The organism is Streptomyces sp. NPDC007945 (genome assembly GCF_042958885.1).
GTDB lineage: Bacteria > Actinomycetota > Actinomycetes > Streptomycetales > Streptomycetaceae > Streptomyces.
Genome location: NZ_JBIBJV010000003.1, coordinates 195,512 through 219,774 on the forward strand (window position 1 = coordinate 195,512; position 24,263 = coordinate 219,774).

General features: G+C 71.1%; 23 protein-coding genes and 1 riboswitch. Of the genes, 13 read left to right on the forward strand and 10 right to left on the reverse strand.

Annotation, left to right across the window (positions count from 1 at the left end; translation table 11 throughout):
- Window positions 1-4 precede the first annotated feature (4 nt).
- Window positions 5-1,522, reverse strand: coding sequence for a cytochrome ubiquinol oxidase subunit I (locus ACFZCF_RS11640; protein WP_391286240.1), 1,518 nt, complete (start codon window positions 1,520-1,522; stop codon window positions 5-7).
- A gap of 202 nt (window positions 1,523-1,724) precedes the next feature.
- Here ACFZCF_RS11640 and ACFZCF_RS11645 point away from each other — a divergent pair, with 202 nt between their 5' ends.
- Entirely contained in the window at window positions 1,725-2,099 is a 375-nt protein-coding gene (locus ACFZCF_RS11645) for a cyclophilin-like fold protein (RefSeq protein WP_391286243.1), read from the forward strand.
- A 67-nt stretch (window positions 2,100-2,166) separates the two neighbouring features.
- Here the strand turns inward: ACFZCF_RS11645 and hisC are convergent, their stop codons facing one another.
- Window positions 2,167-3,264: a histidinol-phosphate transaminase gene (gene hisC, locus ACFZCF_RS11650; protein ID WP_388442289.1), complete on the reverse strand. Its 1,098-nt coding sequence runs from the start codon at window positions 3,262-3,264 to the stop codon at window positions 2,167-2,169.
- A gap of 393 nt (window positions 3,265-3,657) precedes the next feature.
- Here hisC and ACFZCF_RS11655 point away from each other — a divergent pair, with 393 nt between their 5' ends.
- From ACFZCF_RS11655 to ACFZCF_RS11665, 3 genes are all read left to right on the forward strand, one after another.
- Window positions 3,658-4,764 carry a LacI family DNA-binding transcriptional regulator gene (locus tag ACFZCF_RS11655; RefSeq protein WP_388442292.1) on the forward strand — a complete coding sequence of 369 codons (1,107 nt, stop codon included), beginning with the start codon at window positions 3,658-3,660 and terminating at the stop codon, window positions 4,762-4,764.
- A 484-nt stretch (window positions 4,765-5,248) separates the two neighbouring features.
- Window positions 5,249-6,673, forward strand: a complete 1,425-nt coding sequence (locus ACFZCF_RS11660) for a metallophosphoesterase (RefSeq protein WP_391286246.1) — start codon at window positions 5,249-5,251, stop codon at window positions 6,671-6,673.
- A 161-nt stretch (window positions 6,674-6,834) separates the two neighbouring features.
- Entirely contained in the window at window positions 6,835-7,476 is a 642-nt protein-coding gene (locus ACFZCF_RS11665) for a hypothetical protein (protein ID WP_388442298.1), read from the forward strand.
- Window positions 7,477-7,539: 63 nt separating this feature from the next.
- Here ACFZCF_RS11665 and thiC read toward each other — a convergent pair whose 3' ends face one another.
- On the reverse strand, window positions 7,540-9,315 hold the full coding sequence (thiC, locus tag ACFZCF_RS11670) for a phosphomethylpyrimidine synthase ThiC (protein ID WP_388442301.1): 1,776 nt from the start codon (window positions 9,313-9,315) through the stop codon (window positions 7,540-7,542).
- A riboswitch (TPP riboswitch) is annotated at window positions 9,310-9,446 on the reverse strand. Its footprint overlaps the gene before it by 6 nt.
- 71 nt (window positions 9,447-9,517) lie before the next feature.
- Between thiC and ACFZCF_RS11675 the strand changes: the two genes are divergently transcribed.
- The gene (locus ACFZCF_RS11675) at window positions 9,518-10,888 is read left to right on the forward strand and encodes a YibE/F family protein (RefSeq protein WP_388442304.1); all 1,371 of its coding nucleotides are present in this window, start codon (window positions 9,518-9,520) and stop codon (window positions 10,886-10,888) included.
- Between the two features lie 138 nt (window positions 10,889-11,026).
- On the opposite strand, the gene ACFZCF_RS11680 is transcribed toward ACFZCF_RS11675, so the two are convergent.
- From ACFZCF_RS11680 to ACFZCF_RS11695, 4 genes are all read right to left on the reverse strand, one after another.
- A complete protein-coding gene (locus ACFZCF_RS11680) occupies window positions 11,027-11,467 on the reverse strand; it encodes an SsgA family sporulation/cell division regulator (RefSeq protein ID WP_388443485.1) in 441 nt (146 codons plus the stop codon).
- A gap of 138 nt (window positions 11,468-11,605) precedes the next feature.
- The gene (locus tag ACFZCF_RS11685) at window positions 11,606-12,370 is read right to left on the reverse strand and encodes a helix-turn-helix domain-containing protein (RefSeq protein ID WP_391286249.1); all 765 of its coding nucleotides are present in this window, start codon (window positions 12,368-12,370) and stop codon (window positions 11,606-11,608) included.
- 284 nt (window positions 12,371-12,654) lie between these two features.
- Entirely contained in the window at window positions 12,655-12,873 is a 219-nt protein-coding gene (locus ACFZCF_RS11690) for a DUF5326 family protein (RefSeq protein WP_388442309.1), read from the reverse strand.
- Between the two features lie 162 nt (window positions 12,874-13,035).
- Complete coding sequence (locus ACFZCF_RS11695) at window positions 13,036-13,353, reverse strand: cupin domain-containing protein (protein ID WP_189953407.1); 318 nt, start codon at window positions 13,351-13,353, stop codon at window positions 13,036-13,038.
- 50 nt (window positions 13,354-13,403) lie between these two features.
- On the opposite strand from ACFZCF_RS11695, the gene ACFZCF_RS11700 reads away from it, so the two are divergent.
- From ACFZCF_RS11700 to ACFZCF_RS11715, 4 genes are all read left to right on the forward strand, one after another.
- On the forward strand, window positions 13,404-13,787 hold the full coding sequence (locus ACFZCF_RS11700) for a phage holin family protein (RefSeq protein ID WP_391286252.1): 384 nt from the start codon (window positions 13,404-13,406) through the stop codon (window positions 13,785-13,787).
- A 9-nt stretch (window positions 13,788-13,796) separates the two neighbouring features.
- The gene (locus ACFZCF_RS11705) at window positions 13,797-14,315 is read left to right on the forward strand and encodes a low molecular weight protein-tyrosine-phosphatase (RefSeq protein WP_391286254.1); all 519 of its coding nucleotides are present in this window, start codon (window positions 13,797-13,799) and stop codon (window positions 14,313-14,315) included.
- Window positions 14,312-15,484 (forward strand): cystathionine gamma-lyase, encoded by a 1,173-nt coding sequence (locus ACFZCF_RS11710; RefSeq protein WP_391286256.1) that lies wholly within the window; start codon window positions 14,312-14,314, stop codon window positions 15,482-15,484. The genes ACFZCF_RS11705 and ACFZCF_RS11710 overlap by 4 nt, the downstream gene beginning before the upstream one ends.
- Window positions 15,485-15,610: 126 nt before the next feature.
- Entirely contained in the window at window positions 15,611-16,090 is a 480-nt protein-coding gene (locus tag ACFZCF_RS11715) for an NUDIX domain-containing protein (protein ID WP_391286258.1), read from the forward strand.
- On the opposite strand, the gene ACFZCF_RS11720 is transcribed toward ACFZCF_RS11715, so the two are convergent.
- Window positions 16,022-17,254 (reverse strand): globin domain-containing protein, encoded by a 1,233-nt coding sequence (locus ACFZCF_RS11720; protein ID WP_391286260.1) that lies wholly within the window; start codon window positions 17,252-17,254, stop codon window positions 16,022-16,024. The two genes, ACFZCF_RS11715 and ACFZCF_RS11720, sit on opposite strands and share 69 nt — an antisense overlap.
- Window positions 17,255-17,485: 231 nt before the next feature.
- Between ACFZCF_RS11720 and ACFZCF_RS11725 the strand changes: the two genes are divergently transcribed.
- The 3 genes from ACFZCF_RS11725 (at window position 17,486) to ACFZCF_RS11735 (ending at window position 19,407) form a co-directional block, all read left to right on the forward strand.
- A complete protein-coding gene (locus ACFZCF_RS11725; RefSeq protein ID WP_391286263.1) occupies window positions 17,486-18,349 on the forward strand; it encodes a GNAT family N-acetyltransferase in 864 nt (287 codons plus the stop codon).
- 117 nt (window positions 18,350-18,466) lie between these two features.
- Window positions 18,467-18,925 carry a MarR family transcriptional regulator gene (locus ACFZCF_RS11730; RefSeq protein WP_391286265.1) on the forward strand — a complete coding sequence of 153 codons (459 nt, stop codon included), beginning with the start codon at window positions 18,467-18,469 and terminating at the stop codon, window positions 18,923-18,925.
- 29 nt (window positions 18,926-18,954) lie between these two features.
- Complete coding sequence (locus ACFZCF_RS11735; protein ID WP_391286267.1) at window positions 18,955-19,407, forward strand: GNAT family N-acetyltransferase; 453 nt, start codon at window positions 18,955-18,957, stop codon at window positions 19,405-19,407.
- Window positions 19,408-19,474: 67 nt separating this feature from the next.
- On the opposite strand, the gene ACFZCF_RS11740 is transcribed toward ACFZCF_RS11735, so the two are convergent.
- Window positions 19,475-20,857, reverse strand: a complete 1,383-nt coding sequence (locus ACFZCF_RS11740) for a serine hydrolase (protein WP_391286269.1) — start codon at window positions 20,855-20,857, stop codon at window positions 19,475-19,477.
- A 37-nt stretch (window positions 20,858-20,894) separates the two neighbouring features.
- Entirely contained in the window at window positions 20,895-22,370 is a 1,476-nt protein-coding gene (dnaB, locus tag ACFZCF_RS11745) for a replicative DNA helicase (RefSeq protein WP_388443488.1), read from the reverse strand.
- Window positions 22,371-22,812: 442 nt separating this feature from the next.
- Between dnaB and ACFZCF_RS11750 the strand changes: the two genes are divergently transcribed.
- Window positions 22,813-24,150 carry an MATE family efflux transporter gene (locus ACFZCF_RS11750; protein WP_391286271.1) on the forward strand — a complete coding sequence of 446 codons (1,338 nt, stop codon included), beginning with the start codon at window positions 22,813-22,815 and terminating at the stop codon, window positions 24,148-24,150.
- The last annotated feature ends 113 nt before the right edge of the window (window positions 24,151-24,263 follow it).

Sequence of the window (24,263 nt, forward strand, 5' to 3'; positions counted from 1 at the left end):
AGCCTCAGTACGAGAAGGCCATGGGCCGGTCGGGGTCGCGGGTGTCCCCGCCGATCTTGGTGGGCGGGTTGAGGTCGGCGTCGGTGAGCTCGGGCGGGCCGGCCTTCACGTACTTCACGAGGAGCTTGACCTCGACAACGGCGAGGATCGCGTAGACCGTGGTGAAGACGATCATCGAGGTGAGCACCTCGCCCTGGGTGGTGCCGGGGGAGACGGCGGCGCTGGTCTTCATCACGCCGTAGACGACCCACGGCTGGCGGCCCATCTCGGTGAAGATCCAGCCCCAGGAGTTGGCGATCAGCGGGAAGAGCATGGTCCAGAGGGCCACGATCCAGTACCACTTGCCGATCTTCGGGCTGAGCGCCTTGTTCTTGAAGAGGACGAGGTTCGGCACGTCGTCCTCACCGGTCCGCAGGCCGGGCGCGAGCAGGAACTTCTTGCGGGTCAGCCAGAGCCCGATGACACCGAGGGTGAGCGAGGCCATGCCGAAGCCGATCATCCAGCGGAAGCCCCAGTAGGCGACGGGGATGTTGGGCCGGTAGTCGCCGGGCCCGTACTTCTCCTGCTCGGCCTTGTTGATGTCGTTGATGCCGGGGACGTACGAGTGGAAGTCGCCGTTGGCGAGGTAGGACAGGATGCCGGGGACCTCGATGGCGACCTTGTTGTGGCCCTTGTCGACGTCGCCGACGGCGAAGATCGAGAAGGGCGCGGGCGCCTCGCCGTCCCACAGGGCCTCGGCGGCGGCCATCTTCATCGGCTGCTGCTTGAACATGACCTTGCCGAGCATGTCCCCGCTGATCGCGGTGCCCAGGCCGGCGATGATCAGGGTGACCAGGCCGAGCCGCAGCGAGGTCCGCATCACCCGGACGTGCCGCTTGCGCGCCAGGTGGAAGGCGGAGATGCCGACCATGAAGGCGCCGCCGACGAGGAAGGCGGCCGTCATGGTGTGGAAGAACTGCGTGAGGGCGGTGTTCTGCGTGAGCACCGCCCAGAAGTCGGTGAGCTCGGCGCGCGGGCCCTGCCCGCGGTCCTCGTTGATGCGGTAGCCGACCGGGTGCTGCATCCAGGAGTTGGCGGCCAGGATGAAGTACGCGGAGAGGATGGTGCCGATCGACACCATCCAGATGCAGGCGAGGTGGATCCTCTTCGGCAGCTTGTCCCAGCCGAAGATCCACAGACCGATGAACGTGGACTCGAAGAAGAAGGCGATGAGCGCCTCGAAGGCCAGCGGGGCGCCGAAGACGTCGCCGACGAAGCGGGAGTAGTCCGACCAGTTCATACCGAACTGGAACTCCTGCACGATGCCGGTGACGACACCCATGGCGATGTTGATGAGGAAGAGCTTCCCCCAGAACTTGGTGGCCCGGAGGTACTTCTCCTTCTCGGTCCGCACCCAGGCGGTCTGGAGCCCCGCGGTGAGCGCGGCGAGCGAGATCGTCAGCGGGACGAAGAGAAAGTGGTAGACGGTGGTGATGCCGAACTGCCAGCGCGCCAAGGTCTCCGGCGCCAGAGCGAGGTCCACGTCGTCTTCTCCTTACATCGCCGTGGTCACATCGGCAGTTTGTCCCTTTGATCCCCCTGTAACGGGAGAAACGGGACGTGCTTGTGAACGCGTTCACATTCACAAGCAATTATGACTCATACGAAATCCGCACTGCAGGGTGGGGGGCTGTACCGAAGGTCACACCTTCCCAAGCCCTTCAACATATTGTTGAATTCGGCGCATGACCCTTCGGATACGCCTCAGTTGGCCGGCCGGACACACCACGGCCACCCTCGACGAAACCCCCACGAGCACGGCGCTCCTGGGGGCTCTGCCGATCGTCTCCACCGCCCGCACGTGGGGCGAGGAGGTCTACTTCGACACTCCGGTCTCGGTGCCGCGCGAGGCGGGGGCGCGCCAGGTCGTCGAGCCCGGCACGGTGGCCTTCTGGACCGACGGCGACGCCCTCGCCCTCCCCTACGGGCCGACCCCGATCTCACGGGGCGAGGAGTGCCGACTGGCGAGCCCCTGCAATCTGCTGGGCTCGCTCGACGAGGACCCGCGGATCCTGGCCACCGTCCGCGACGGCGACCCGATCCGCGTGGAACTCGCCTGAGCGACGCGCTCCCGGGGCCGCCAGGCTCGGGGAGGCGCCGCCGGGCTCACGGAGGCGCCGCCAAGCCTCAGGCCCCCTGACGGAAGCCCTCCGTCACCTTGAGGAACAGGTCGTTCGCCTCGGTCTCGCCGATCGTGACGCGCACGCCCTCCCCCGCGAACGGCCGGACCACCACACCGTGCCGCTCGCACTCCGCCGCGAACTCCATGGTCCGCTCGCCGAGCCGCAGCCAGACGAAGTTCGCCTGCGCGTCCGGCACCGTCCAGCCCTGGGCCACGAGCCCCGCGCGGACCCGCTCGCGCTCCGCCACCAGCGAGCCGACCCGGCCGAGCAGCTCGTCCTCGGCGCGCAGCGAGGCCACCGCCGCGTCCTGCGCCAGCTGGCTCACGCCGAACGGCACCGCCGTCTTGCGCAGCGCCGCCGCCACCGGCTCGTGGGCGATCGCGAAGCCGACCCGCAGCCCCGCCAGGCCGTACGCCTTGGAGAAGGTCCGCAGCACCGCCACGTTCGGCCGGTCGCGGTAGAGCTCGATGCCGTCCGGGATGTCGGCGTCGCGGACGAACTCCTTGTACGCCTCGTCGATCACGACCAGGACGTCGGAGGGCACCCGGTCCAGGAAGCGCTCCAGCTCGGCGCGGCGCACCGCGGTGCCCGTGGGGTTGTTGGGGTTGCAGACGAAGATCAGGCGGGTGCGGTCGGTGATCGCCGCGGCCATGGCGTCGAGGTCGTGCACCTCGCCGTCGGTCAGCGGCACCTGCACCGAGGTCGCCCCGCTGATCTGCGTGATGATCGGGTACGCCTCGAAGGAGCGCCAGGCGTAGATCACCTCGTCGCCCGGGCCCGAGGTCGACTGGAGCAGCGACTGGGCGACGCCGACCGAGCCGGTGCCGGTGGCGATGTGCGAGACCGGGACGCCGAAGCGGTCGGCCAGCTCCGCGGAGAGCGCGGTGCACGCCATGTCCGGGTAGCGGTTGAAGGTCGCGGCAGCGGCCAGCGCGCTCTCCATCACACCCGGCAGCGGCGGGTAGGGGTTCTCGTTGGAGGACAGCTTGAAGGCGACCGGGCCGCCCGCCGCAGCCGGCTTGCCGGGCTTGTAGGTGGGGATGCCGTCCAGCTCGGCGCGCAGCCTCGGGGTGGACGTGCTCGTCCCGCTGGTCTCGCTCACAGTGTGGCCTCCTCGACCGTCCGTACCGCCAATGCTTCTCACCTTATGAGGATTCCGGCCCGCTGCGAATGGGCTGTGGACAACAGCCCTGCAACGCTGTGGAAAACCCGGCCCACCGGGCCTCGCCGAGCGAGGGGGCGCGCGGGCGGGTGGCGTGCGCCGGTGGCGAGCGCCGTGGCGCGCGTCCCCCGTAGAGGTGAGTTGAGACCTCTTCGAGACCTCGCCCCCACACCAGGCCCATCCCGTCCGACAACATCAACTCGCAAGGAGAAACCCTCAACTACCTTGGATTATCCCCTCTTTGAGCTTGTTCGACCATGCAGAAACGTGCCTGTCAACGCCTGCATATGCGGCCGTCCCGCCCACCCCACATCGCCCTACTATCGGCTCGCCATGACAGCAGCAGGGAAGCACCAGGTGAGCCGGGCACAGACCCGGGGAAGCCGGCAGGGCCGGGCAGGCATCCGGGACGTGGCCGCCGCCGCCGGGGTCTCCATCACGACTGTCTCCGACGCGCTCAACGGCAAGGGACGACTCCCGGACGCCACCCGCAGACACGTCCGCGAGGTCGCCGACCGGCTGGGCTACCGCCCCTCCGCGGCGGCCCGCACGCTCCGCACCGGCAAGTCGGGACTCATCGGCCTGACCGTGACGACGTACGGGGATGAACCTTTCACCTTCACGGAGTTCGCCTACTTCGCGGAGATGGCCAGGGCCGCCACGTCGGCCGCGCTCGCCCGCGGCTACGCCCTCGTCATCCTGCCCGCGACATCACGCCATGACGTCTGGTCGAACGTCGCCCTCGACGGCACCGTCGTCATCGACCCCTCCGACCACGACCCGGTCGTCACCGAGCTCGTCCGCCAGGGCCTCCCCGTCGTCTCCGACGGACGCCCCGCCGGCACGCTCCCGGTGACCGCCTGGGTCGACAACGACCACGAGGCCGCCGTCCTCGCCCTCCTCGACCACCTCGCCGACGCCGGTGCCCGCCGGATCGGCCTCCTCACCGGCACCACCACCGACACCTACACCCGCCTCTCCACCACCGCGTACCTCAACTGGTGCGAGCGGGTCGGACAGGACCCCGTCTACGAGGCCTACCCGGCGCACGACCCGTGCGCGGGCGCCGTCGCGGCCGACCGGCTGCTCGCCCGCCCCGACCGTCCCGACGCCGTCTACGGGCTCTTCGACCCCAACGGCACCGACCTCCTCGCCGCCGCCCGCCGCTACGGGCTGCGCGTCCCCGACGACCTGCTGATCGTGTGCTGCAGCGAGTCCACCGTCTACGCCTCCACCGAACCGCCCATCACGACGCTCTCGCTCAAACCGCGGCGCATCGGCACCGCCGTCGTCCAGCTCCTCATCGACGCCATCGAGGGGATCGAGGGCGACGGTCCCCTCGAACAGGTGATACCGACCGAGCTGATCGTCCGCACCTCCTCGCAGCGCCGGTCGCCGCGGACGACGGTGAGCCCGCCGCGCTCACCCGCGAAGGACTGACGGGCCGCAGGGCCCGGACGACCGACGCACCCTCCGAACTCCGGCCGCGCCGAAAGAGCGGCCGGACGAACGACCCGAGCAGGACGAGTACGACCCCAGCGGGACCCGACCGGGCATCCACCGGGCACGACCGAGCGGGTTCGAGCAGCACCGATCGCGATCCGAGGACCACCCCGGGGGCGAGCGCGCACCACGAAGCGGGCCCGTCCCGGCACGGGCCGGTACGACCCCGAGAACGAGCGCCGTCCCGTCCCTGCCCGAGGGCGGCGACGGCGAAACCGGGCACCCCACCGGACCCGACCCTGGACTGGACCTTCTCAATTCGGGCGAAACAACCGGTGAACCCGGAGCGAACCCGGATTCACCACCCCTGGTGCGTCACACAGGCGGACCCTCATTCCTATGATGGGCGCACGACACCGCGGACCCCCCGACCAGGCCGGTCCGCGATGTGCAGGGCATCGCGACGGTGGTGGAGGGGTCGATGACTCAGGGGGCCGGGCAGGATCCCGTGGAACGCACGGCGACATTGCGTGACTTCCGCGTACCCCCGTACGCCCGGGTGCCCGTGCAGGGCCACGCGGGCGAGCCTCCGGCGCCGCCCGCCGACCCCACGCTCCACCTGGGCACCCGCCCGGCCGCGTACGCCGAGCCGGTCGCGTTCCCGGAGCCCCCGGCACGCCCCGAACCGGGCCACACCGAGCCCCCGTACGCCGAGGCTCCGGCGCGCCCCGAGCCCGCGTACGCCGAGGCCCCCGCACGCCCCGAGCCGACCGCGTACCCCGAAGCCCCGGCACGCCCGGAGCCCGCCGCGTACGCCGAGACCCCCGAGCCCGCCGCGTACCCCGAGGCCCCGGCCGCGCCCGCCGGCGCCGCCCACCCCCTGGCCGCGCATCCCTTCGGCGCCGCGCCCGTGGCAGCCGCGCCCGTCGCCGCCACCGCCCACCCCGGTGCGGGCGGCTTCCCCGACGACTTCCCGGACGGCTACACGCCCACCGAGCGCGACCTCCCGGTCATCCAGCGCGGCGACACGCTCCAGGTCCCCGTCGCCCCGGCCGCCGCTCCCGCGCCCGCGCCCACCGGCGACGGCCCCGGGCCGCTCTACGTCGTCGGCGACGTCCACGGCTACCTCGACGAACTCCTCGCCGCCCTCCGCGCCCAGGGCCTCGTCGACGAGAACGGCGGCTGGGCCGCGGGCAACGCCCGGCTCTGGTTCCTCGGCGACTTCACCGACCGCGGACCCGACGGCATCGGCGTCATCGACCTCGTCATGCGGCTCTCCGCCGAGGCCGCCGCCGCCGGCGGCTACTGCAAGGCGCTCATGGGCAACCACGAGCTGCTCCTCATCGGCGCCAAGCGCTTCGGCGACACCCCCGTCAACTCCGGGGCCGGCACCGCCACCTTCCAGGCCGCCTGGCTGCTCAACGGCGGACAGAAGCACGACATGGACCGCCTCCAGGACGTCCACCTCCAGTGGATGTCCCGGCTCGACGCCGTCGTCCGCGAGGACGACCACCTCCTGCTGCACTCGGACACCACCGCGTACCTCGACTATGGCGGGACGATCGAGGACGTCAACGACACCGTCCACGAGATCCTCACGCGCAACGACGCCGACGAGGTCTGGGACCTCTTCCGGAAGTTCACCAAGCGCTTCGCCTTCCGCGACGACGGCGGCCCGCAGGCCGTCCAGGAGCTGCTCGGCACCTACGGCGGTTCCCGGGTCGTGCACGGCCACAGCCCGATCCCGTACCTTCTCGGCCAGGTCGGCACGGAGGACGGCGAGGAGGACTCCCGCCCGGTCGTCGACGGCCCGCACGTCTACGCCGACGGCCTCGCCATCGCCATGGACGGCGGCGTCACCATGGCCGGAAAGCTGCTGGTGGTCCAGCTCCCGCTGGCGGACTGACCCGCGCTCCGGGCATCCGGAGGGGGCGAATTCCGGAAACCCCCTGTCAGTGCGCACGGTCACGGCCCTACCATCGGTCTCCCCAGTTAGGCAGGCTCTCCTCCGCTTCCGCCCGGACCGCCGTTCTCCACGGCCGGTCCCGGCCCGTCGAGCATCGGGGGATGCACATGAACGTGGCTCCGCACCTGCTGACCGAGGACCGTGCCGAGTACGAGCGGGTCCTCGACGACGCACTGCGCACCGCTCCGGAACGGCCGGAACTCGTCGGCGCGGGCACCCGGCTGACCGCCGGTCAGCTCCGCGCGATGGCGCTGAACGCGACAGCGCTCATCACCGCCGCGGCGGCGAGCGAGTACGAGCACTTCACCCAGGTCCGCGAAGCGGGTCGGGCCGCCTCCAACGTGCCCCGGAGCCCCGCCCCCGACGAGTCCCCGGGGGCCGTCGCGGTCCTCACGGTTCTCGTCCCGGTCCTCGCCGGCACCGCCGCCGCGATCTTCCTGCTGGTCGGCGCCGTGGTCCACTGGCTCGCCCCGGACGCCGCCCTCGGCACCACGCTGCTCACCGCAGGACTGGTCTTCGGCGCCCTCGCCGCCGCCGGGCTGCTCTGCGCGGGCGCCGGACTCCTCCTGACCGCGCTCCGCAACAGCCCGGCCGAGACCGGCGCCCCCGACGACGAACTCGCCCGGGCCCGCGCCGCCTGGCGCCACGCCCTCCTGGAGCGCGGCGTCATCCCCTTCCTCCAGGCCGCCCTCGCGGCCACGGCGGCCGACCCCGACCGGGACCCGGCACCACCGCCCGCCTGACGCGCTCCGGCCCGCGATCCCCCCGTGGACCGCGGGCCGGGGCGGGTCCGGTACCGGCGACCGCTACTCCGCCATCGGCAGGTAGACGCGGTTGCCGGAGGCGGCGAACTCCGCCGACTTCTCGGCCATGCCGGCCTCGATCTCCTCCTTCTTCAGGTCCCCGCCGTGCTCGCGGCGGATGTCCTGGGAGATCTTCATCGAGCAGAACTTCGGACCGCACATCGAGCAGAAGTGGGCGGTCTTCGCGGGCTCCGCCGGCAGCGTCTCGTCGTGGAACTCACGGGCGGTGTCGGGGTCGAGGGCCAGGTTGAACTGGTCCTCCCAGCGGAACTCGAAGCGGGCGTCGGAGAGCGCGTCGTCCCACTCCTGCGCGCCCGGGTGCCCCTTGGCCAGGTCCGCCGCGTGCGCCGCGATCTTGTACGTGATGACACCGGTCTTCACGTCGTCGCGGTTCGGCAGGCCCAGGTGCTCCTTGGGCGTGACGTAGCAGAGCATCGCGGTGCCCCACCAGGCGATCATGGCCGCGCCGATGCCCGAGGTGATGTGGTCGTAGGCGGGCGCGACGTCCGTGGTCAGCGGGCCGAGCGTGTAGAACGGCGCCTCCTCGCAGATCTCCTGCTGAAGGTCGATGTTCTCCTTGATCTTGTGCATCGGGACGTGGCCCGGGCCCTCGATCATCGTCTGCACGTGGTGCCGCTTGGCGATCGTGTTCAGCTCGCCGAGCGTCCGCAGCTCCGCGAACTGGGCGTCGTCGTTGGCGTCCGCGATCGAGCCGGGGCGCAGCCCGTCACCGAGCGAGTAGGTGACGTCGTACGCCGCGAGGATCTCGCAGAGCTCCTCGAAGTGCGTGTAGAGGAAGTTCTCCTTGTGGTGCGCGAGGCACCAGGCGGCCATGATCGAACCGCCGCGCGAGACGATGCCGGTCTTGCGGCGCGCGGTGAGCGGCACGTACGGCAGGAGTACGCCGGCGTGCACGGTCATGTAGTCCACGCCCTGCTCGGCCTGCTCGATGACCGTGTCCTTGTAGATCTCCCAGGTCAGCTCCTCGGCCTTGCCGTCGACCTTCTCCAGGGCCTGGTAGAGCGGCACGGTGCCGATCGGCACGGGGGAGTTGCGCAGCACCCACTCGCGGGTGGTGTGGATGTTGCGGCCGGTGGACAGGTCCATGACCGTGTCGGCGCCCCAGCGGGTCGCCCAGGTCATCTTCTCGACCTCCTCCTCGATGGAGGAGGTGACGGCCGAGTTGCCGATGTTGGCGTTGACCTTCACCAGGAACCGCTTGCCGATGATCATCGGCTCGATCTCCGGGTGGTTGACGTTGGCCGGCAGCACGGCGCGGCCCGCCGCGATCTCCTCGCGGACGACCTCGGGCGAGACGTTCTCCCGGATCGCCACGTACTCCATCTCCGGGGTGATCTCGCCCCGGCGGGCGTACGCGAGCTGGGTCACGGCCTGCCCGTCGCGGCCCCGGCGGGGCAGCCTCGGACGGCCGGGGAAGACGGCGTCGAGGTTCTTGAGCCCGCCGCCGCGCGGCGAGGTGTGCTTGATGCCGTCGTCCTCGGGGCGGACCGGACGGCCCGCGTACTCCTCCGTGTCGCCGCGCGCGATGATCCAGTTCTCGCGGAGCGGGAGGAGGCCCCGGCGCACGTCGGTGTCGACGGCCGGGTCGGTGTACGGACCGGACGTGTCGTAGAGCGTCACGTCCTTGCCGTTGGTGAGGTGCACCCGGCGGACCGGCACCCGGAGGTCGGGGCGGGAGCCCTCGACGTATCCCTTGTGCCAGCCCGGCGTGCGCTCGTCCTGGCTGGAGGCAGGCGTGCGTGCATCCTGAAGGGTCATGTGACCGAATCTCCCTACGCCGGCATTACCCGGTAACAGGTTCGGCGGTCGGCGCAGCCTCCTCCCGTACGTGTGCGTACGGTGATCAGCGCCCTCTCAGCCCGGTGCTCCGAGCTCCCGCGTGTGCAAAGGTGTCACGAGGCTAGCGCCCTCCCGGGCGTGCTGAACAGTGGGCCCCCGCCGTTCTTGCGATGATCGGGCGGTGACTTCCCCCCAGCAGTCCCCCGATCCGCACGGCCACGAGCACGGGCATGGTTTCGGCCAGCACGGTCCTGACCACGGTTCCGGCCACGGGCACAGCCACAGCCACGGACCCGCCGCGCCCGTCTCGCGCCATCTGCGAAGAGTCATCGCGGCGGTCCTCATCCCCTTCGCCACCGCCGTCGTCGTCGGCCTCGCGGTGCTGTGGCCCGGCGGTACGCCGGCGCACGAGCGGACCGGCGTCGGCTTCGACCGGCAGACCGAGCAGGGCAAGGTCGTGGCGGTCGAGCGGGTGGACTGCAAGGACGTGAACGCGGCACAGGTGCCGCCCACCGGCGACACCTCCACGCCGCAGGGCCGCGAGGCGGTCAACGCGCAGCAGGGGCAGTGCGAGAAGGCGACGATCGAGGTCACCAGCGGCCCGGACCAGGGGCGGCGGTTCACCGAGATCGTGCAGCCGGACGCCCCGCGCCAACTGGACGAGGGCCAGGGCGTGGTGGTCGCCTACGCCCCCGACGCCCCGAAGGACCTCCAGTACTCGGTGACGGACGTGAACCGGAAGGTGCCGATGGCGGTCCTCGCGGGCATCTTCGCGCTCGCGGTCGTGCTCGTCGGCCGGATGCGGGGCGTGATGGCGCTGATCGCCCTCGCGGTGAGCTTCCTGGTGCTCACCCTCTTCATCCTGCCCGCGATCCTGGAGGGGTCGAACCCGCTGATCGTGGCGGTGGTCGGGTCGAGCGCGATCATGCTGCTCGCGCTCTACATGTGCCACGGCCTGTCGGCCCGGACCTCGGTCGCGGTCCTGGGCACGCTGATCTCCCTGCTGCTGATCGGCCTGCTCGGCTCCTTCTTCATCGGCTGGGCCTCGCTCAGCGGCAACACCGACGACTACACCGGGCTGATCCACGGTCTCTACCCGGAGATCGACATGTCCGGCCTGCTGCTGGCCGGGGTGATCATCGGTTCGCTCGGTGTCCTGGACGACGTCACCGTGACCCAGACCTCGGCCGTCTGGGAGCTGCACCAGGCCGATCCCGGCATGGGTCCGCGCGCCCTGTACCGGGCCGGGATCCGGATCGGCCGCGACCACATCGCCTCGGTGGTCAACACGCTGGTCCTGGCCTACGCCGGTGCCGCGCTCCCGCTGCTCCTGCTCTTCACCATCGCGCAGAGCAGCATGGGGACGGTGGCCAACAGCGAGCTGGTGGCGGAGGAGATCGTCCGGACGCTGGTCGGCTCGATCGGTCTGGTCGCCTCGGTTCCGGTCACGACGGCACTCGCGGCGCTCGTGGTCTCGGCCGACCGTCCCTCGGCGGCGGAGGCGGGTGGCCGGGCCGCGGGTGGCGGCGGACGGCGGCGCCGCGCGAAGTGACGCGCGCGCGGCGGCCGTACGCGCGGACCGCGTCGGCGGCCGTACGGAGCGGGGCGCCCGCGGCGGTCGTACGGGAGGGGCCCCGGCGCCGGCGGTACGGGAGGGGTGCCGACGTCGGGCGTACGGGTCGGGCCGGCGTCAGGCGGGGCCGGCGCTCTCCTCGGCGAGGATCTTGCCGAGCGCGGCCTCCAGGCTGTCCTCGAAGTCGCCCAGCGCCTGTTCCTGACCGAGCGGCACCAGCTTGTCCGTGCGGTCGAGGAAGGCGACCAGCGGCGGGGCGCTGGCGCGGAAGAGGGCGCGGTCGCCGCCCACCTGGAGCCGGATGGAGACGTCCGACAGGCCCTCGGGTTCGGTCGGGGCGATGTGGACGTCGCCGTCGCCGCTCGGGCGGTTGATCCCGTCGAGCAGCAGCTCTCTGCCGAAGGCCCAGGTCACAGGCGCGTCACCGGGGAGGTGGAAGGTCATCCGCACCGCGTAGGGATCCCGGGTCTCGTATCGCAGTTCGACTGGGATCTTGAAGGAGAGCTCCTCGGAGACGAGGAAGCTCATCAGGACCTCGGCCTGAACCGACTCTCGCATCATGTACCCCGCAGTAGATGGAGCAGTTGTGTAAACACAGCTGCTGAAAGCTGTGACCGAAACGGCCAGGAATGATCCCCCGTGGCCCTCTTGACGCAATCGTGCTGTACGCGCTAGCGGATCACAAGGAGTGATTTTTCAGATACTGATAGAGAGGGCGAAGGAACTGAAGAGCTTCCCGATCTCTTTCTGTAGCCGCTCGACTGCTGGGAGCAACCGTTCTTCCTGGTGAAGAGGGAGAGAAATGGCCAGAGTGGCCGCCGTGTCCCCCACCGTGAGGGGGATTGCGGCGCAAACCGTGCCGAGCGCATATTCCTGCCGCTCCACCAGGGGCTCCATTCGCCCCAAACCGCCCAAACGATCCAAAAGTATCCGCTGGTTACGCACCGTGTGCGGAGTGATGGCTTCCACCGGGTGTCGGTCGAGGTGGTCTTGACGAGATTTCAGATCGAGTTGACTGAGCAGACACTGGCCGATCGCGTGGGCGTGTCCGGTCTCCCGGAAGCCGGCCCATTCCTCCACGGCGGGGGAGTCGGGAGTGTCCGCCACGGAGACCAGTTCGATCTCGCCGTCGCGGTAGAGCGCGAAATAGACGGGTACACCGATCTCGTCCCGCCAGCGGGCAAGGAGGTCCTCGATCTTGATGCGACGATTCTGCACCGCGCCGTCGCGGGCCAGCCGGGCGGCTGCCTCGCCGAGACGGAACACACCCTTCTCGCGGAGCAGATAGCCCTCGTGCGTCAGGGTGCGGAGAAGGTGGTACGTCGTGGGCAGCGGGAGGTTGGTCTCCCGGGCGAGTTGCTTGGCGGGGGCACCGTCCGCATGGGAGGCCACGGCCTCCAGAAGTCTCAGCGCCCGCTGCACCGAGCCGATCAGGGTCGGCGCAGCTGTCTGCGTGGCCATGGCCAAAGGTCACCCCCAGGCGTGACAACGGATGCGCTGCATCCGTTCGCGGGGGCCGCCCCCGCGCACCCGCCGGGCCTGGGACGCCTATGGGGCCCGATGCACGGGCCCCTCAGGGACGAGCGGGAAGCCGCTGGTCTGCCGGAGATCTACGACCGTAGTCCCCGACTCGGCGGAGATCTGCCACTCTAGTGGCTTGTCCTCACCCCCACCCGTTTCCACCAGCGCGTTCCCTCTGCCGGGCTAACACCCGGCAGCAGCTGAATACCGATGAGTAGCTCGTGCTACCAGTCGCGGTCGGACTTCGACGGGGCCCCGAACTTCCGGACGACGTAGATGAGTCCGGCCACGAGCGCGACGAACAGCAGCACCTTGAACAGCAGGCTCACCACGAAGGTGAGCACGCTGGTGATGACTCCGCCGAAGACGAGCAGCACCAGAGCGGGTATGGCGACCCACTTCACCCACCACGGCAGTCCCGCGAGAATCTCCTGTACGGCCATGGCCCGCTCCTTCGCTCTCGACGTGCTGTCCGGAACCCTCCGTCCCCGACGCCTCAAGGCTAGGCGGGCCCCCCGGCCCGGCGGGGCCCCGGAAGCCCGGGCTCTCCCCTGATCCGCCCCCTAGGGGAACCAGGGGTCCGGCCCCGAGACCCTCGGGCGCCCTCACGCCTCCGGCGGGGAGAAGACGACCAGGACCCGCAGGTCCTCGCTGATGTGGTGGAAGCGGTGCGGCACCCCGGCGGGGACATAGACGACGCTGCCGCGCGCCACCTGTGTCGTCTCCTCCCCGACGGTGATCGCCGCCCGCCCGGACACCACGAAGTACACCTCGTCCTGACCGTGCGGCGACTGCGGGTCCAACTCGCCCGCGTCGAGCGCGTACAGCCCCACCGACATGTTCCGCTCACGCAGGAACTGGAGGTACGCCCCCTGATTGGCGAGGCGCTCCGCCTCGAGTTCGTCCAGCCGGAATGCCTTCACTGCCGTTCGCCCCTGCCCTCAGCCCGATGGTCTCTGCCACGATCAGACACATGAAGAATTTCGTAGTCAAGACGCTCGCGAACGCGGGCGCCCTCGCTGTGGCCATCTGGCTGCTCGGGGGCATCACCCTGACCGGTGACGACGAGATCACCGGCAAGGCGATCGGCAGCCTGCTGCTCGTCGCCCTCGTCTTCGGCCTCGTCAACTTCCTGGTCAAGCCGATCGTGAAGCTGCTGACGCTGCCGCTCTTCATCCTGACCCTCGGGCTGATCACCCTGGTGGTCAACGCCCTGATGCTGCTGCTCACCTCGTGGCTGGCCGATCAGTTCGACCTCAGCTTCCACGTGGACGGCTTCTGGACCGCCGTCCTCGGCGGCCTGATCATCTCCGTCGTCTCGTGGGCGCTCAACGTGCTCCTGCCGGACGGCGACTGAGCGACCGCCATGACCTACCGCGTCTGCTTCGTCTGCACCGGCAACATCTGCCGCTCCCCGATGGTCGAGCACGTCTTCCGCGCGCGCGTGGAGGAGGCCGGCCTCGGCGGGGCGGTCGAGGTGGACAGCGCGGGCACCGGCGGTTGGCACGAGGGCGAGGCGGCGGACCCGCGCACCGTCGCCGTCCTGGAGGAGCACGGCTACACCGCCGCCCACACCGCCCGCCGGTTCCGCGCCTCCTGGTTCGCCGACCGCGATCTGGTCATCGCGCTCGACGAGAGCCACGCCCGGGAGCTCCGCCGCCTCGCCCGTACCCCCGACGAGGCGGCGAAGATCCGGTTGCTCCGCTCGTACGACCCCGCCGCCGGGGACGCGCTCGACGTCCCCGACCCCTATTACGGCGGGCGTGACGGCTTCGAGGAATGCCTGGAGATGGCCGAGGCCGCGAGCGAGGGACTCCTCGCCGCCATCCGCTCCGCCATCGGGGGGAGACGCCAGGGGGACGAGACCATGGAAAGGACCCCGTGAACCCGTTGATCCCTCAGGAACGGCACCACCCCGACGAGGGGCCCGGCGACGGGACGCTCGCCGTGCGGGCCGGACTGCCCGAGCCCGTGAAGCACGAACCGACCCTGCCGGGGCCGGTCTTCGCCGCCCACTTCCACCTGCCGGGCGAGCCCACCGGACCGTACACCTACGGCCGCGACGAGAACCCGACCTGGACCCATCTGGAACGGGCCATCGGCACCCTGGAGGCGCCCGGGGAGACCGGCGTCGAGACCGTGGTCTTCGCCTCCGGCATGGCCGCCATCTCCGCCGTGCTCCTCTCCCAGCTCTCCGCCGGCGACGCCGTCGTCCTGCCGGCCGACGGCTACCAGGCGCTGCCGCTCCTCCACGAGCAGCTGCGGGCGTACGGGATCGAGGTGCGCACCGCGCCGACCGGCGGCGACGCCCAGCTCGACGTCCTCGACGGCGCCCGGCTGCTGTGGATCGAGACCCCGTCCAACCCGGGGCTCGACGTCTGCGACATCCGCCGGCTGGTCGCCGCGGCCCACGCCGGCGGGGCGCTCGTCGCCGTCGACAACACCCTCGCCACCCCGCTCGGCCAGCGCCCCCTGGAACTCGGCGCCGACTTCTCGGTGGCCAGCGACACCAAGGGCATGACCGGTCACGGCGACGTGCTGCTCGGCCACGTCAGCTGCCGCGACCCGCTGCGGGCCGCGGAGGTACGGCGCTGGCGCAAGATCGTCGGCGCGATCCCCGGGCCCATGGAGGCCTGGCTCGCCCACCGCTCGCTGGCCACGCTCCAGCTCCGCGTCGACCGCCAGTGCGCCACCGCCCTGGAGCTCGCCCGCGTCCTCGCCGAGCACCCCGACGTGACCGGACTGCGCCACCCGGGGCTCCCTGAGGATCCCTCGCACGCGATCGCCGCGCGGCAGATGCGGCGGTTCGGCTCGGTGATCTCCTTCGAGCTCGCCGACCGCGCACGGGCCGAACGCTTCCTGGAGGAACTGCGCCTGGTCGACGACGCCACCAGCTTCGGCGGGGTGCGCTCCTCGGCCGAGCGGCGCGGGCGCTGGGGCGGGGACGCCGTCGCGGAGGGCTTCGTCCGCTTCTCCGTGGGCGCGGAGGACCCGGAGGACCTGATCGCCGACGTGCTGCGGGCTCTCGACGCGGCGCGCGATGCTGTCGGCTGACAGCCCGTCCCGGAACGGATCCGGGACCGGCCTCGACGCGCGTGTGTACGTCGCGGAGCGGGACCGTTCCCGGATCGCGGGGGAGTGGCGCGTTTCAGCCCGACGGGAACGGGCCATTTTCTTCCCATGACCGAACGGCCCGTGGTCAAGCGCACCGCACGCGCCATCCTGCTCGACGGAGACGACCTCATCCTCATCAAGCGCACCAAGCCGGGGATGGATCCCTACTGGGTGACACCCGGTGGCGGTGTCGACCCCTCCGACTCCACCGTCGTCGAGGCCCTGCACCGCGAGGTGCACGAGGAGCTCGGCGCCAAGATCGTCGATGTGGTCCCCTGTTTCGTCGACACCGTCGAGCACATCGTCGACGGCGGGGTCTCCGGCGTGAAGGTCCAGCACTTCTTCGTCTGCCGGCTCGAATCGATGGACCTCGGCCTGCGGCACGGCCCCGAGGTCGACGAACCCGTCGGCGAGTACGAGATCGTCCGGGTGCCCTTCACCCGCGTCGGGATCGCCGCCGTCCATCTGGTGCCGCTCTCACTGCGCCACTACCTCGACGGCAACATCGAGGGTGTCCGCGCCATGCACGCCCCCGACCTCGGCTGACCCGGCCCCCACCGTGGCGAGCTCCGCCAGGAAGTCGTGGCGGATCCGCTCGGTGGGGACCCCCGAGCCGCGCAGCACGTCGATGCCCTCCCGCACCATGCCGAGCGGTCCCGAGAGATAGGCGTCCCGCTCGGTCCAGGGGCCCGCCGCCCGGACGGCCTGCGGCAGGGGGCCCTGTGCCTCGGTGACGGGGTGGACGGCGAGCCACGGGAAGGTCCGCTGGAGCCGCAGCAGGGTGTCGATGTCGTAGAGGTCCTGGCCGCTGCGCGCGCCGTAGAACACGTCGACCTTCCTGCGGTCGCCGTGCTCGGCCACGTCCTCGACCAGCGCCTTGATCGGCGCGATGCCCGTCCCGCCGCCCAGGCAGAGCAACCCGGTGTCGGTCGCGTGGTCGACCGTCATGGAACCCGACGGCGGGCCGAGCCGGAGCACGTCCCCGGGCCGGGCCCGGTGGACCAGCGCCCGGGAGACCCACCCCGCCGGGACCGCCTTCACATGAAGGGTGAGCAGCCCGTCCGGCCGGGGCGCCGAGGCGAAGGAGTAGTGCCGCCAGACGCGCGGCCACCAGGGCGTCTCCAACGTGGTGAACTGCCCGGCGAGGAACGGGTAGGGCGCGTCGGGCCGCAGGGTGAGCACCGCGATGTCGGGGGTCCGCAGATCGTGCGAGACCACCTCGGCCTGCCACCAGGCCGGCGCCCGCGTCTCGTCCTCGGCGGCCGCGTCGATCATCAGCTGCGAGATCGCCGTGTACGCCCGGACCCAGGCCGCCTCGGTCTCCGCGTCCCAGCTCCGCTCGGCGTACCGCGCGAGCGCGCCGATCAACGCCTCCCCGACCGCCGGATAGTGGGCCGCCTCGACGCCGTACTTCCGGTGCCCCCGGCCGAGATGGCCCAGGTACTCGACGAGGAAGGCGGTGTCGTCCATCCGCTCGGCGACCGTGAGCAGGGCCTTGAGCAGGCGGTCCCGCTGGGTGTCCATCGCGGCGGGGAACAGCTCGCGCAGGGCCGGGGTCCGGATGAAGAGCAGGGCGTAGAAGTACGAGGTCACCTTGCCGGCGACCGGGGAGATCTCCTCAAGGGTGCGACGGACGAGCACCGCGTCGCGGGAGGGCTCTGCTATTCGGGCCCCCGTCCCGCCCGTCGTTCTGGTCGGACCATCCATCATGTGCCTCGCCTCATGCAGCCGGCTTCCGTGTTCGCAGCATGGCGGCCGGCGGAAGGGCTTCGGGCGGAAAGCGGTGTTCTCGGGCCACAGGGCGGGGTGGCGGGCTAGGCTCCCCCCTTTCGGGGCGCGCGGGTGTTTCACGTGAAACACCGGGGCCTCCTCGGGCCGAAAGCCCGGCCGAGACGGAAAACCCCTGGACGGAAGATCACCCCGTCGGAGAACCTGGCCGTCATGCCGACCTCCCCCACCGCCCTCGCCCAGCTCCCCATCCGGCGTCTCGACTCCGCCGATCTGCGGGCATGCGCCGACCTCTCCGAGAACCGCGGCTGGCCGCGCGAGGAGCACAAGTGGGGTCTGCTGCTCGCCGCGGGCACCGGGTACGGCATCGACTCCCCGGACGGCGAGGGACTGCTGGCCTGCTGCGTGGTCACCTCCTACGGCCCCGGCCTCGCGGCCATCGGCATGGTGCTGGTCGACGGGCGCCATGCCCGGCAGGGCGTAGGACGCCGGCTGATGCGCCATGTCGTGGAGCAGGCCGGAGACACTCCGCTGACCCTCCACGCCACACCGAACGGCCAGCCGCTCTACGAGGGACTCGGATTCACCGAGATCGGCCGCGCCGAGATGGTGAAGGGACGATTCTCCGCCGCCGTGCCCGCGCCCGGGATCGCGGTCCGCCCGGCCACCGCGGAGGACCTCCAGGAGGTGCTCCGCCTCGACCACGAGATCTTCGGCCTGGACCGCACTCCGCTGATCGCCCGGCTCCCGGCCTTCGCCGACCATCTGCGGGTCGCCGTCGAGGACGGTGCGATCACCGGCTTCGCCGCCGCCTGGCCCAACATGGACACCCATGTCGTCGGGCCGCTGATCGCCCGGGACACCGCCACCGCCCAGGCACTCGTCGCCTCGCTGGCCGCCGCCACGGACCGTCCGCTCCGCACCGACGTCGACGTCCGCCACACCGAGCTCCTCGACTGGCTCAAGGGCAACGGCCTGGACCCGATCATCGAGAACGCGGTGATGATCCGCTCCGCCCCGGGCCTCCCTGGCGACCTCTCCCGTCGCTTCGCCCCGCTGACCGTCGCGGCGGGCTGACCACCGGGCCGGACCGAGGACCGGAGATCCAAATACTTGCATACGCGCACTATTGCGAGTCATCGTCTACCCTGGATCCGAGCAGCCGACCGACCAGGAGAGGTACGAGGAGAGACCATGACCGCGACGGATCCCGCCCTCACCGGACTCGCCCAGCGCTGGTGCGCCCTCTCCCTGCTGCACGGCCGGATCGAGTCCCACATCGAGCGCGCCCTGGAAGCCGGGCACGGCCTGAGCGCCCGTGAGTACTCACTCCTCGACGTCCTCAGCCGCCAGCACGACGGGCCGGGCGGGCACCTCCAGATGAAGCAGGTCGCCGACGCCGTGGTGCTCAGCCAGAGTGCCACCACCCGGCTGGTCACGCGCCTGGAGGACCGGGGCCTGCTCACCCGCTACCTCTGTGCCACCGACCGGCGCGGCATCTACACCGACGTCACCGAGTCCGGCCAGAAGCTCCTCGCGGAGGCCCGTCCCACCAACGACCGGGCCCTGCGCGAGGCCTTGGACGCGGCCGCGAAGAACCCCGTGCTCGCCCCGTTGGTCCACGTCCTCGAAGGCGAGACCGTCACCGTCTGACGGTCGGCCCGGCCCCGTACGCTGCGGGCATGAGCGATCTTGAGATTCGTCCCGCCACCGCCGAGGATGTCCCCGCCATCGTCGCGATGCTCGCCGACGACCCCCTCGGCGCCCAGCGGGAATCCCCCGACGACCCCGCCCCGTACCTCTCCGCCTTCAGTCGGCTCGCGGAGGACCCGAACCAGCACCTCGTCGTGGCCACCCGCGACGAGAAGGTGGTCGGCACGCTCCAGCTGACGATCATCCCCGGGCTCTCCCGGCGCGGCGCCACCCGCGGACTGATCGAGGGCGTGCGGATCCACGCCGACGAGCGCGGCAGCGGCCTGGGCACCCGGCTCATCGAATGGGCCATCGAGGAATCCCGGCGCCTGGAGTGCGTCCTGGTCCAGCTGACCTCGGCCGTCACCCGCACCGACGCGCTGCGCTTCTACGAGCGGCTCGGTTTCCAGGCGAGCCACGTGGGCTTCAAGCTCGCGCTCTGACCTTCGGAGGGTGCCCGTGTTTCACGTGAAACACGGGCATCCGCGTCCTACGGACCTACGGACCGGCTCAGAGCCCCCGCCACCCCTGCTCGTCGACGCCGCCAGGGACCGCGTCACCGGTCTCGTAGGGCTCCCGGGTGAAGACGAAGGAGGCGAGGTCGAGGTGGCTGACGCTGCCGTCGGGCCGCCGCACCACACGCAGCCGCTCCCCCGCGTAGTACCCGTCCAGACCGATCCAGCCGCCCTCGGGCACCGCCCGGAAGCGGGCGCCCCGGCCGGCCCCGCGCAGGGGCTCCAGCACCACTCCGCGGTCCGCGCCGAGCCGCAGGCCGTAGGCGTACGTCCCCCAGTACCAGGGGCCGGTCAGCGCCAGGAGCTCCTGGTCGACCTCGGCCTCGGGCAGCGGCCGCCACGGCTCGGGGAACCGCGGCTCTGCCTCCGCCACGATCCGTACGAGGTCGGTGGCGACGAGCCCGGGCTGCGGGCCGCTCGTGGCGTTGGCGAGCGCCACGCCGACCAGACCCTCCTCGACGTCCACCCAGAGACCCGCGACGAAGCCCGGCAGCGAACCGCCGTGCCCGATGAGCGTGCCGCTCTCCTTACGAGCCACCTGGAGACCGAGGCCGTACCCCATCAGGGGATCCCCGGCCGCCGGCGGCCCCACGGGAACCCGCATCTCGGCGACGGAGGAGGCGCTCAGCACCCGCTCGTCGCCTTCCGCGAGGAAGACGCCGAACCGGCAGAGGTCCGCTGCCGTCGACCACAACCGGCCGGCCGCGCCCATCACCCCGAGGTCCTCGGAGGGCTCCGGAAGCATCACGTCGGCCCAGGGATGCACCGCCCACCCCCCGGCGTGCGGAGCGACGGGCTCCCCCGTCGTCCGGTCCATGCCCAGCGGCTCCAGGATCTCGGTGCGCAACGCCTCCTCCCAGGAGACCCCGCGCACCGCCTCGATCAGCGCGCCGAGCAGGGTGTAGCCGGGGTTGGAGTAGTGGAAGGTGCGGCCCGCCGGATGGAGCACGGGCGTCTCCCCCAGCACGTCGGGGAGCGCGGGCCGCAGGGTCCCCGGCGTCCGCTCCCACCAGGGCGAGGGCGTCTCCGCCGCGAGCCCCGCGGTGTGGCCGAGGAGCTGGGCGATGGTCGCCTCGCCCACCCCGGTGCCGGGCAGGTGCTTCTCCAGCGGGTCGTCGAGCCCGAGCAGCCCCTCGTCCCGCAGCCGGAGGACGAGGACGGCGGTGAACACCTTGGTGATCGATCCGATCCGGTACTGCGTGTCGGCGTCGGGCGCGTGCCCGTCGACACAGCTGCGGGAGCCGCTCCACACCATCGCTCCCCCTCGGGCGACGGCGCCCACGAACGACGGCGCGCGGCCCTCGCTCTGGGCGCGGGCCACGCGGTGCAGCAGAGAACGCTCGGTAGTGGGCAGCAGGGCTTCGAAGGCTGAGGTCATGCAGATGATCATGCCTTGGCGCCCCGCTCCGGCACGATCAGGTTTGTGCCATGTCCACGAAGCGCGAGTAGTGGCCCTGGAAGGCCACGGTGATCGTGGCCGTGGGGCCGTTACGGTGCTTGCCGACGATGATGTCGGCCTCGCCGGCGCGCGGTGACTCCTTCTCGTAGGCGTCCTCGCGGTGGAGCAGGATGACCATGTCGGCGTCCTGCTCGATGGAGCCGGACTCACGGAGGTCGGAGACCATCGGCTTCTTGTCGGTGCGCTGCTCGGGGCCACGGTTCAGCTGGGAGAGCGCGATCACCGGGAGCTCCAGCTCCTTGGCGAGGAGCTTGAGGTTTCGCGACATGTCGGAGACCTCCTGCTGGCGGCTCTCCTGCCGCTTGGAGCCGCCCGACTGCATCAGCTGGAGGTAGTCGATGATGACCAGCTTGAGGCCGTTGCGCTGCTTGAGCCGGCGGCACTTGGCGCGGATCTCCATCATCGACAGGTTCGGGGAGTCGTCAATGTAGAGCGGCGCCTGGGAGACGTCGGGCATGCGGCGGGCGAGCCGGGTCCAGTCCTCGTCGGTCATGGTGCCGGAGCGCATGTGGTGCAGGGCCACCCGTGCCTCGGCGGACAGCAGACGCATCGCGATCTCGTTGCGGCCCATTTCGAGGGAGAAGATGACGCTGGGCAGGTTGTGCTTGATCGAGGCGGCCCGGGCGAAGTCCAGGGCGAGCGTCGACTTACCCATGGCCGGTCGGGCGGCGATGATGATCATCTGGCCGGGGTGGAGGCCGTTGGTGAGCGAGTCGAGGTCGCTGAAGCCGGTGGGCACACCGGTCATCTCCCCGCTGCGGGAGCCGATCGCCTCGATCTCGTCGAGCGCGCCCTCCATGATGTCGCCGAGCGGCAGGTAGTCCTCGGTGGTCCGCTGCTCGGTGACCTTGTAGATCTCCGCCTGGGCCGAGTTCACGATCTCGTCGACGTCGCCGTCGGCCGCGTAGCCCATCTGCGTGATCTTGGTGCCGGCCTCCACGAGGCGGCGCAGCACGGCCCGCTCGTGGACGATCTCCGCGTAGTACGAGGCGTTCGCCGCGGTCGGCACCGACTGGACGAGGGTGTGCAGGTAGGAGGCGCCGCCGACACGGTTGATCTCGCCGCGCTTGGTGAGCTCGGCGCCGACCGTGATGGGGTCGGCGGGCTCGCCCTTGGCGTAGAGGTCGAGGATCGCGCCGAAGACGGTCTCGTGCGCGGGCTTGTAGAAGTCGTGGCCCTTGATGATCTCCACGACGTCGGCGATGGCGTCCTTGGAGAGCAGCATGCCGCCCAGCACCGACTGCTCGGCGTCGAGGTCCTGCGGGGGGACCCGCTCGAATCCGACGAGGCCGCCGTCCCAGGGGCCGTCGCTGCCGCGCTCGTGCTGCTCCTCACGGCCCCGGCCGCGCCCGCGGCCCTCGCCACGGCCCTCGCCCCGGGTGCGTACGGGCAGCCGGTCGCTCGGTCCGCCGTCCGCCCAGGGGTCGTCCATGGGCTCGGGAACGCTCACCCGCCACCTCTTCCCGTCCGCTCAGCGGACCTCGCCGTGCCACTCCTTCTTACGCCACGGCCTTGATCAAAGAGTGGCTTTGCGTCCCGGTTCTGGCGCGTCGGGCGCCGGTCCACGGTAGGCCCGGGAGAGGCGTCAGCCAATCTGGTTATCCACAGGCTCTGTGGGTGAAGCCCCCAATGCTGTGGATAAGCCGCCGGATCCTGTGCACGGACCGGGGGACAGCCATGTGGACAAACTCATAAGACCAGCCCGGTTGCCGTCCTGACCTGCGCTTTTTCCATCCACGGGCTGTGGGGGAGAAAAACTTTTGCACCAGGGCCACGATCAGAACAAACAGCCCACACCCGAAGCCCCGATCCCCCTCAGGGTAAGGACTGCAGATCGATTGCATCCCTTACCTGTGGACGATTAGATTGGCCTCATGACCCAGGCCCCCACGCGTTCCAAGGCCACGCCGCGCCGACACGACCGGGAGATCCTCTCGCTCGCCCTGCCGGCCTTCGGCGCCCTCGTCGCCGAGCCCCTCTTCCTCATGGTCGACAGCGCCATCGTGGGACACCTCGGGACCCCTCAACTCGCGGGCCTCGCCATCGCCGGCGCCCTGCTCTCCACCTTCGTCAGCGTCTTCGTCTTCCTCGCCTACGCCACCACGGCCGCGGTCGCCCGACGGGTCGGCGCGGGTGATCTGTCCTCCGCCCTCCGGCAGGGCATCGACGGCGTCTGGCTGGCCCTGCTCCTCGGCCTCGCCGTCATCGCGGTCACCCTCCCCCTGGCCCCCTGGCTGGTCGAGGTCTTCGGGGCCTCCGCCACCGCGGCGCCCCACGCGACCACGTATCTGCGGATCTCCCTCCTGGGCATCCCCGCGATGCTGGTCGTCCTGGCCGCCACCGGTGTCCTGCGCGGTCTCCAGGACACCCGCACACCGCTCTATGTGGCCATCGGCGGCTTCGCGGCCAACGGCGCCCTCAACCTCGGCCTGGTCTACGGCGCCGGGCTCGGCATCGCGGGCTCCGCCTGGGGCACCGTCATCGCCCAGTGCGGCATGGCAGCCGCGTACCTCGTCGTGGTCGTCCGTGGCGCCCGGCGGCACGGGGCCTCGCTCCGGCCCGACGCCGCCGGCATCCGGGCCTCGGCCCAGGCCGGCGTCCCGCTCCTGGTCCGTACGCTCTCGCTGCGCGCCGCCCTGATGATCGCCACCGCCGTCGCCGCCCGTCTGGGAGACACCGAGGTCGCCGCCCACCAGATCATCCTCTCGCTGTGGAGCCTGATGGCCTTCGCCCTGGACGCCATCGCCATCGCGGGCCAGGCCATCATCGGCCGTTACCTGGGGGCCGACGACGCCGAGGGCGCCCGTCAGGTCTGTCGGCGGATGGTCCAGTGGGGCGTCGTCTCCGGGGTGGTCCTCGGACTGCTGCTCGTCCTGAGCCGCCCGCTCTTCATCCCGCTCTTCACCGGCGACCCCGCCGTCCGGTCCACCCTGCTGCCGGCCCTGCTGGTGGTGGCGCTCTCCCAGCCGATCTCCGGCGTGGTCTTCGTCCTCGACGGCGTCCTCATGGGCGCGGGCGACGGCCCCTACCTCGCCTGGGCGATGCTGCTCACCCTGGCGGTCTTCGCCCCGGCCGCCCTCCTCGTGCCCGTACTCGGCGGCGGGCTGACGGCACTCTGGTGGGCCATGACGCTGATGATGGCGGTCCGGCTGGCCACCCTCTGGTTCCGGATGCGCTCCGGCCGCTGGATCGTCACGGGCGCCACCCGCTGACCGAGGAGGGCGGTGTTTCACGTGAAACTCCGCAAAGGGACGCAGCCGCCTGTTTCACGTGAAACGGCAGATGGGCCGCCCCCCAGTGGGGAGCGGCCCATCCGTACTGCTGA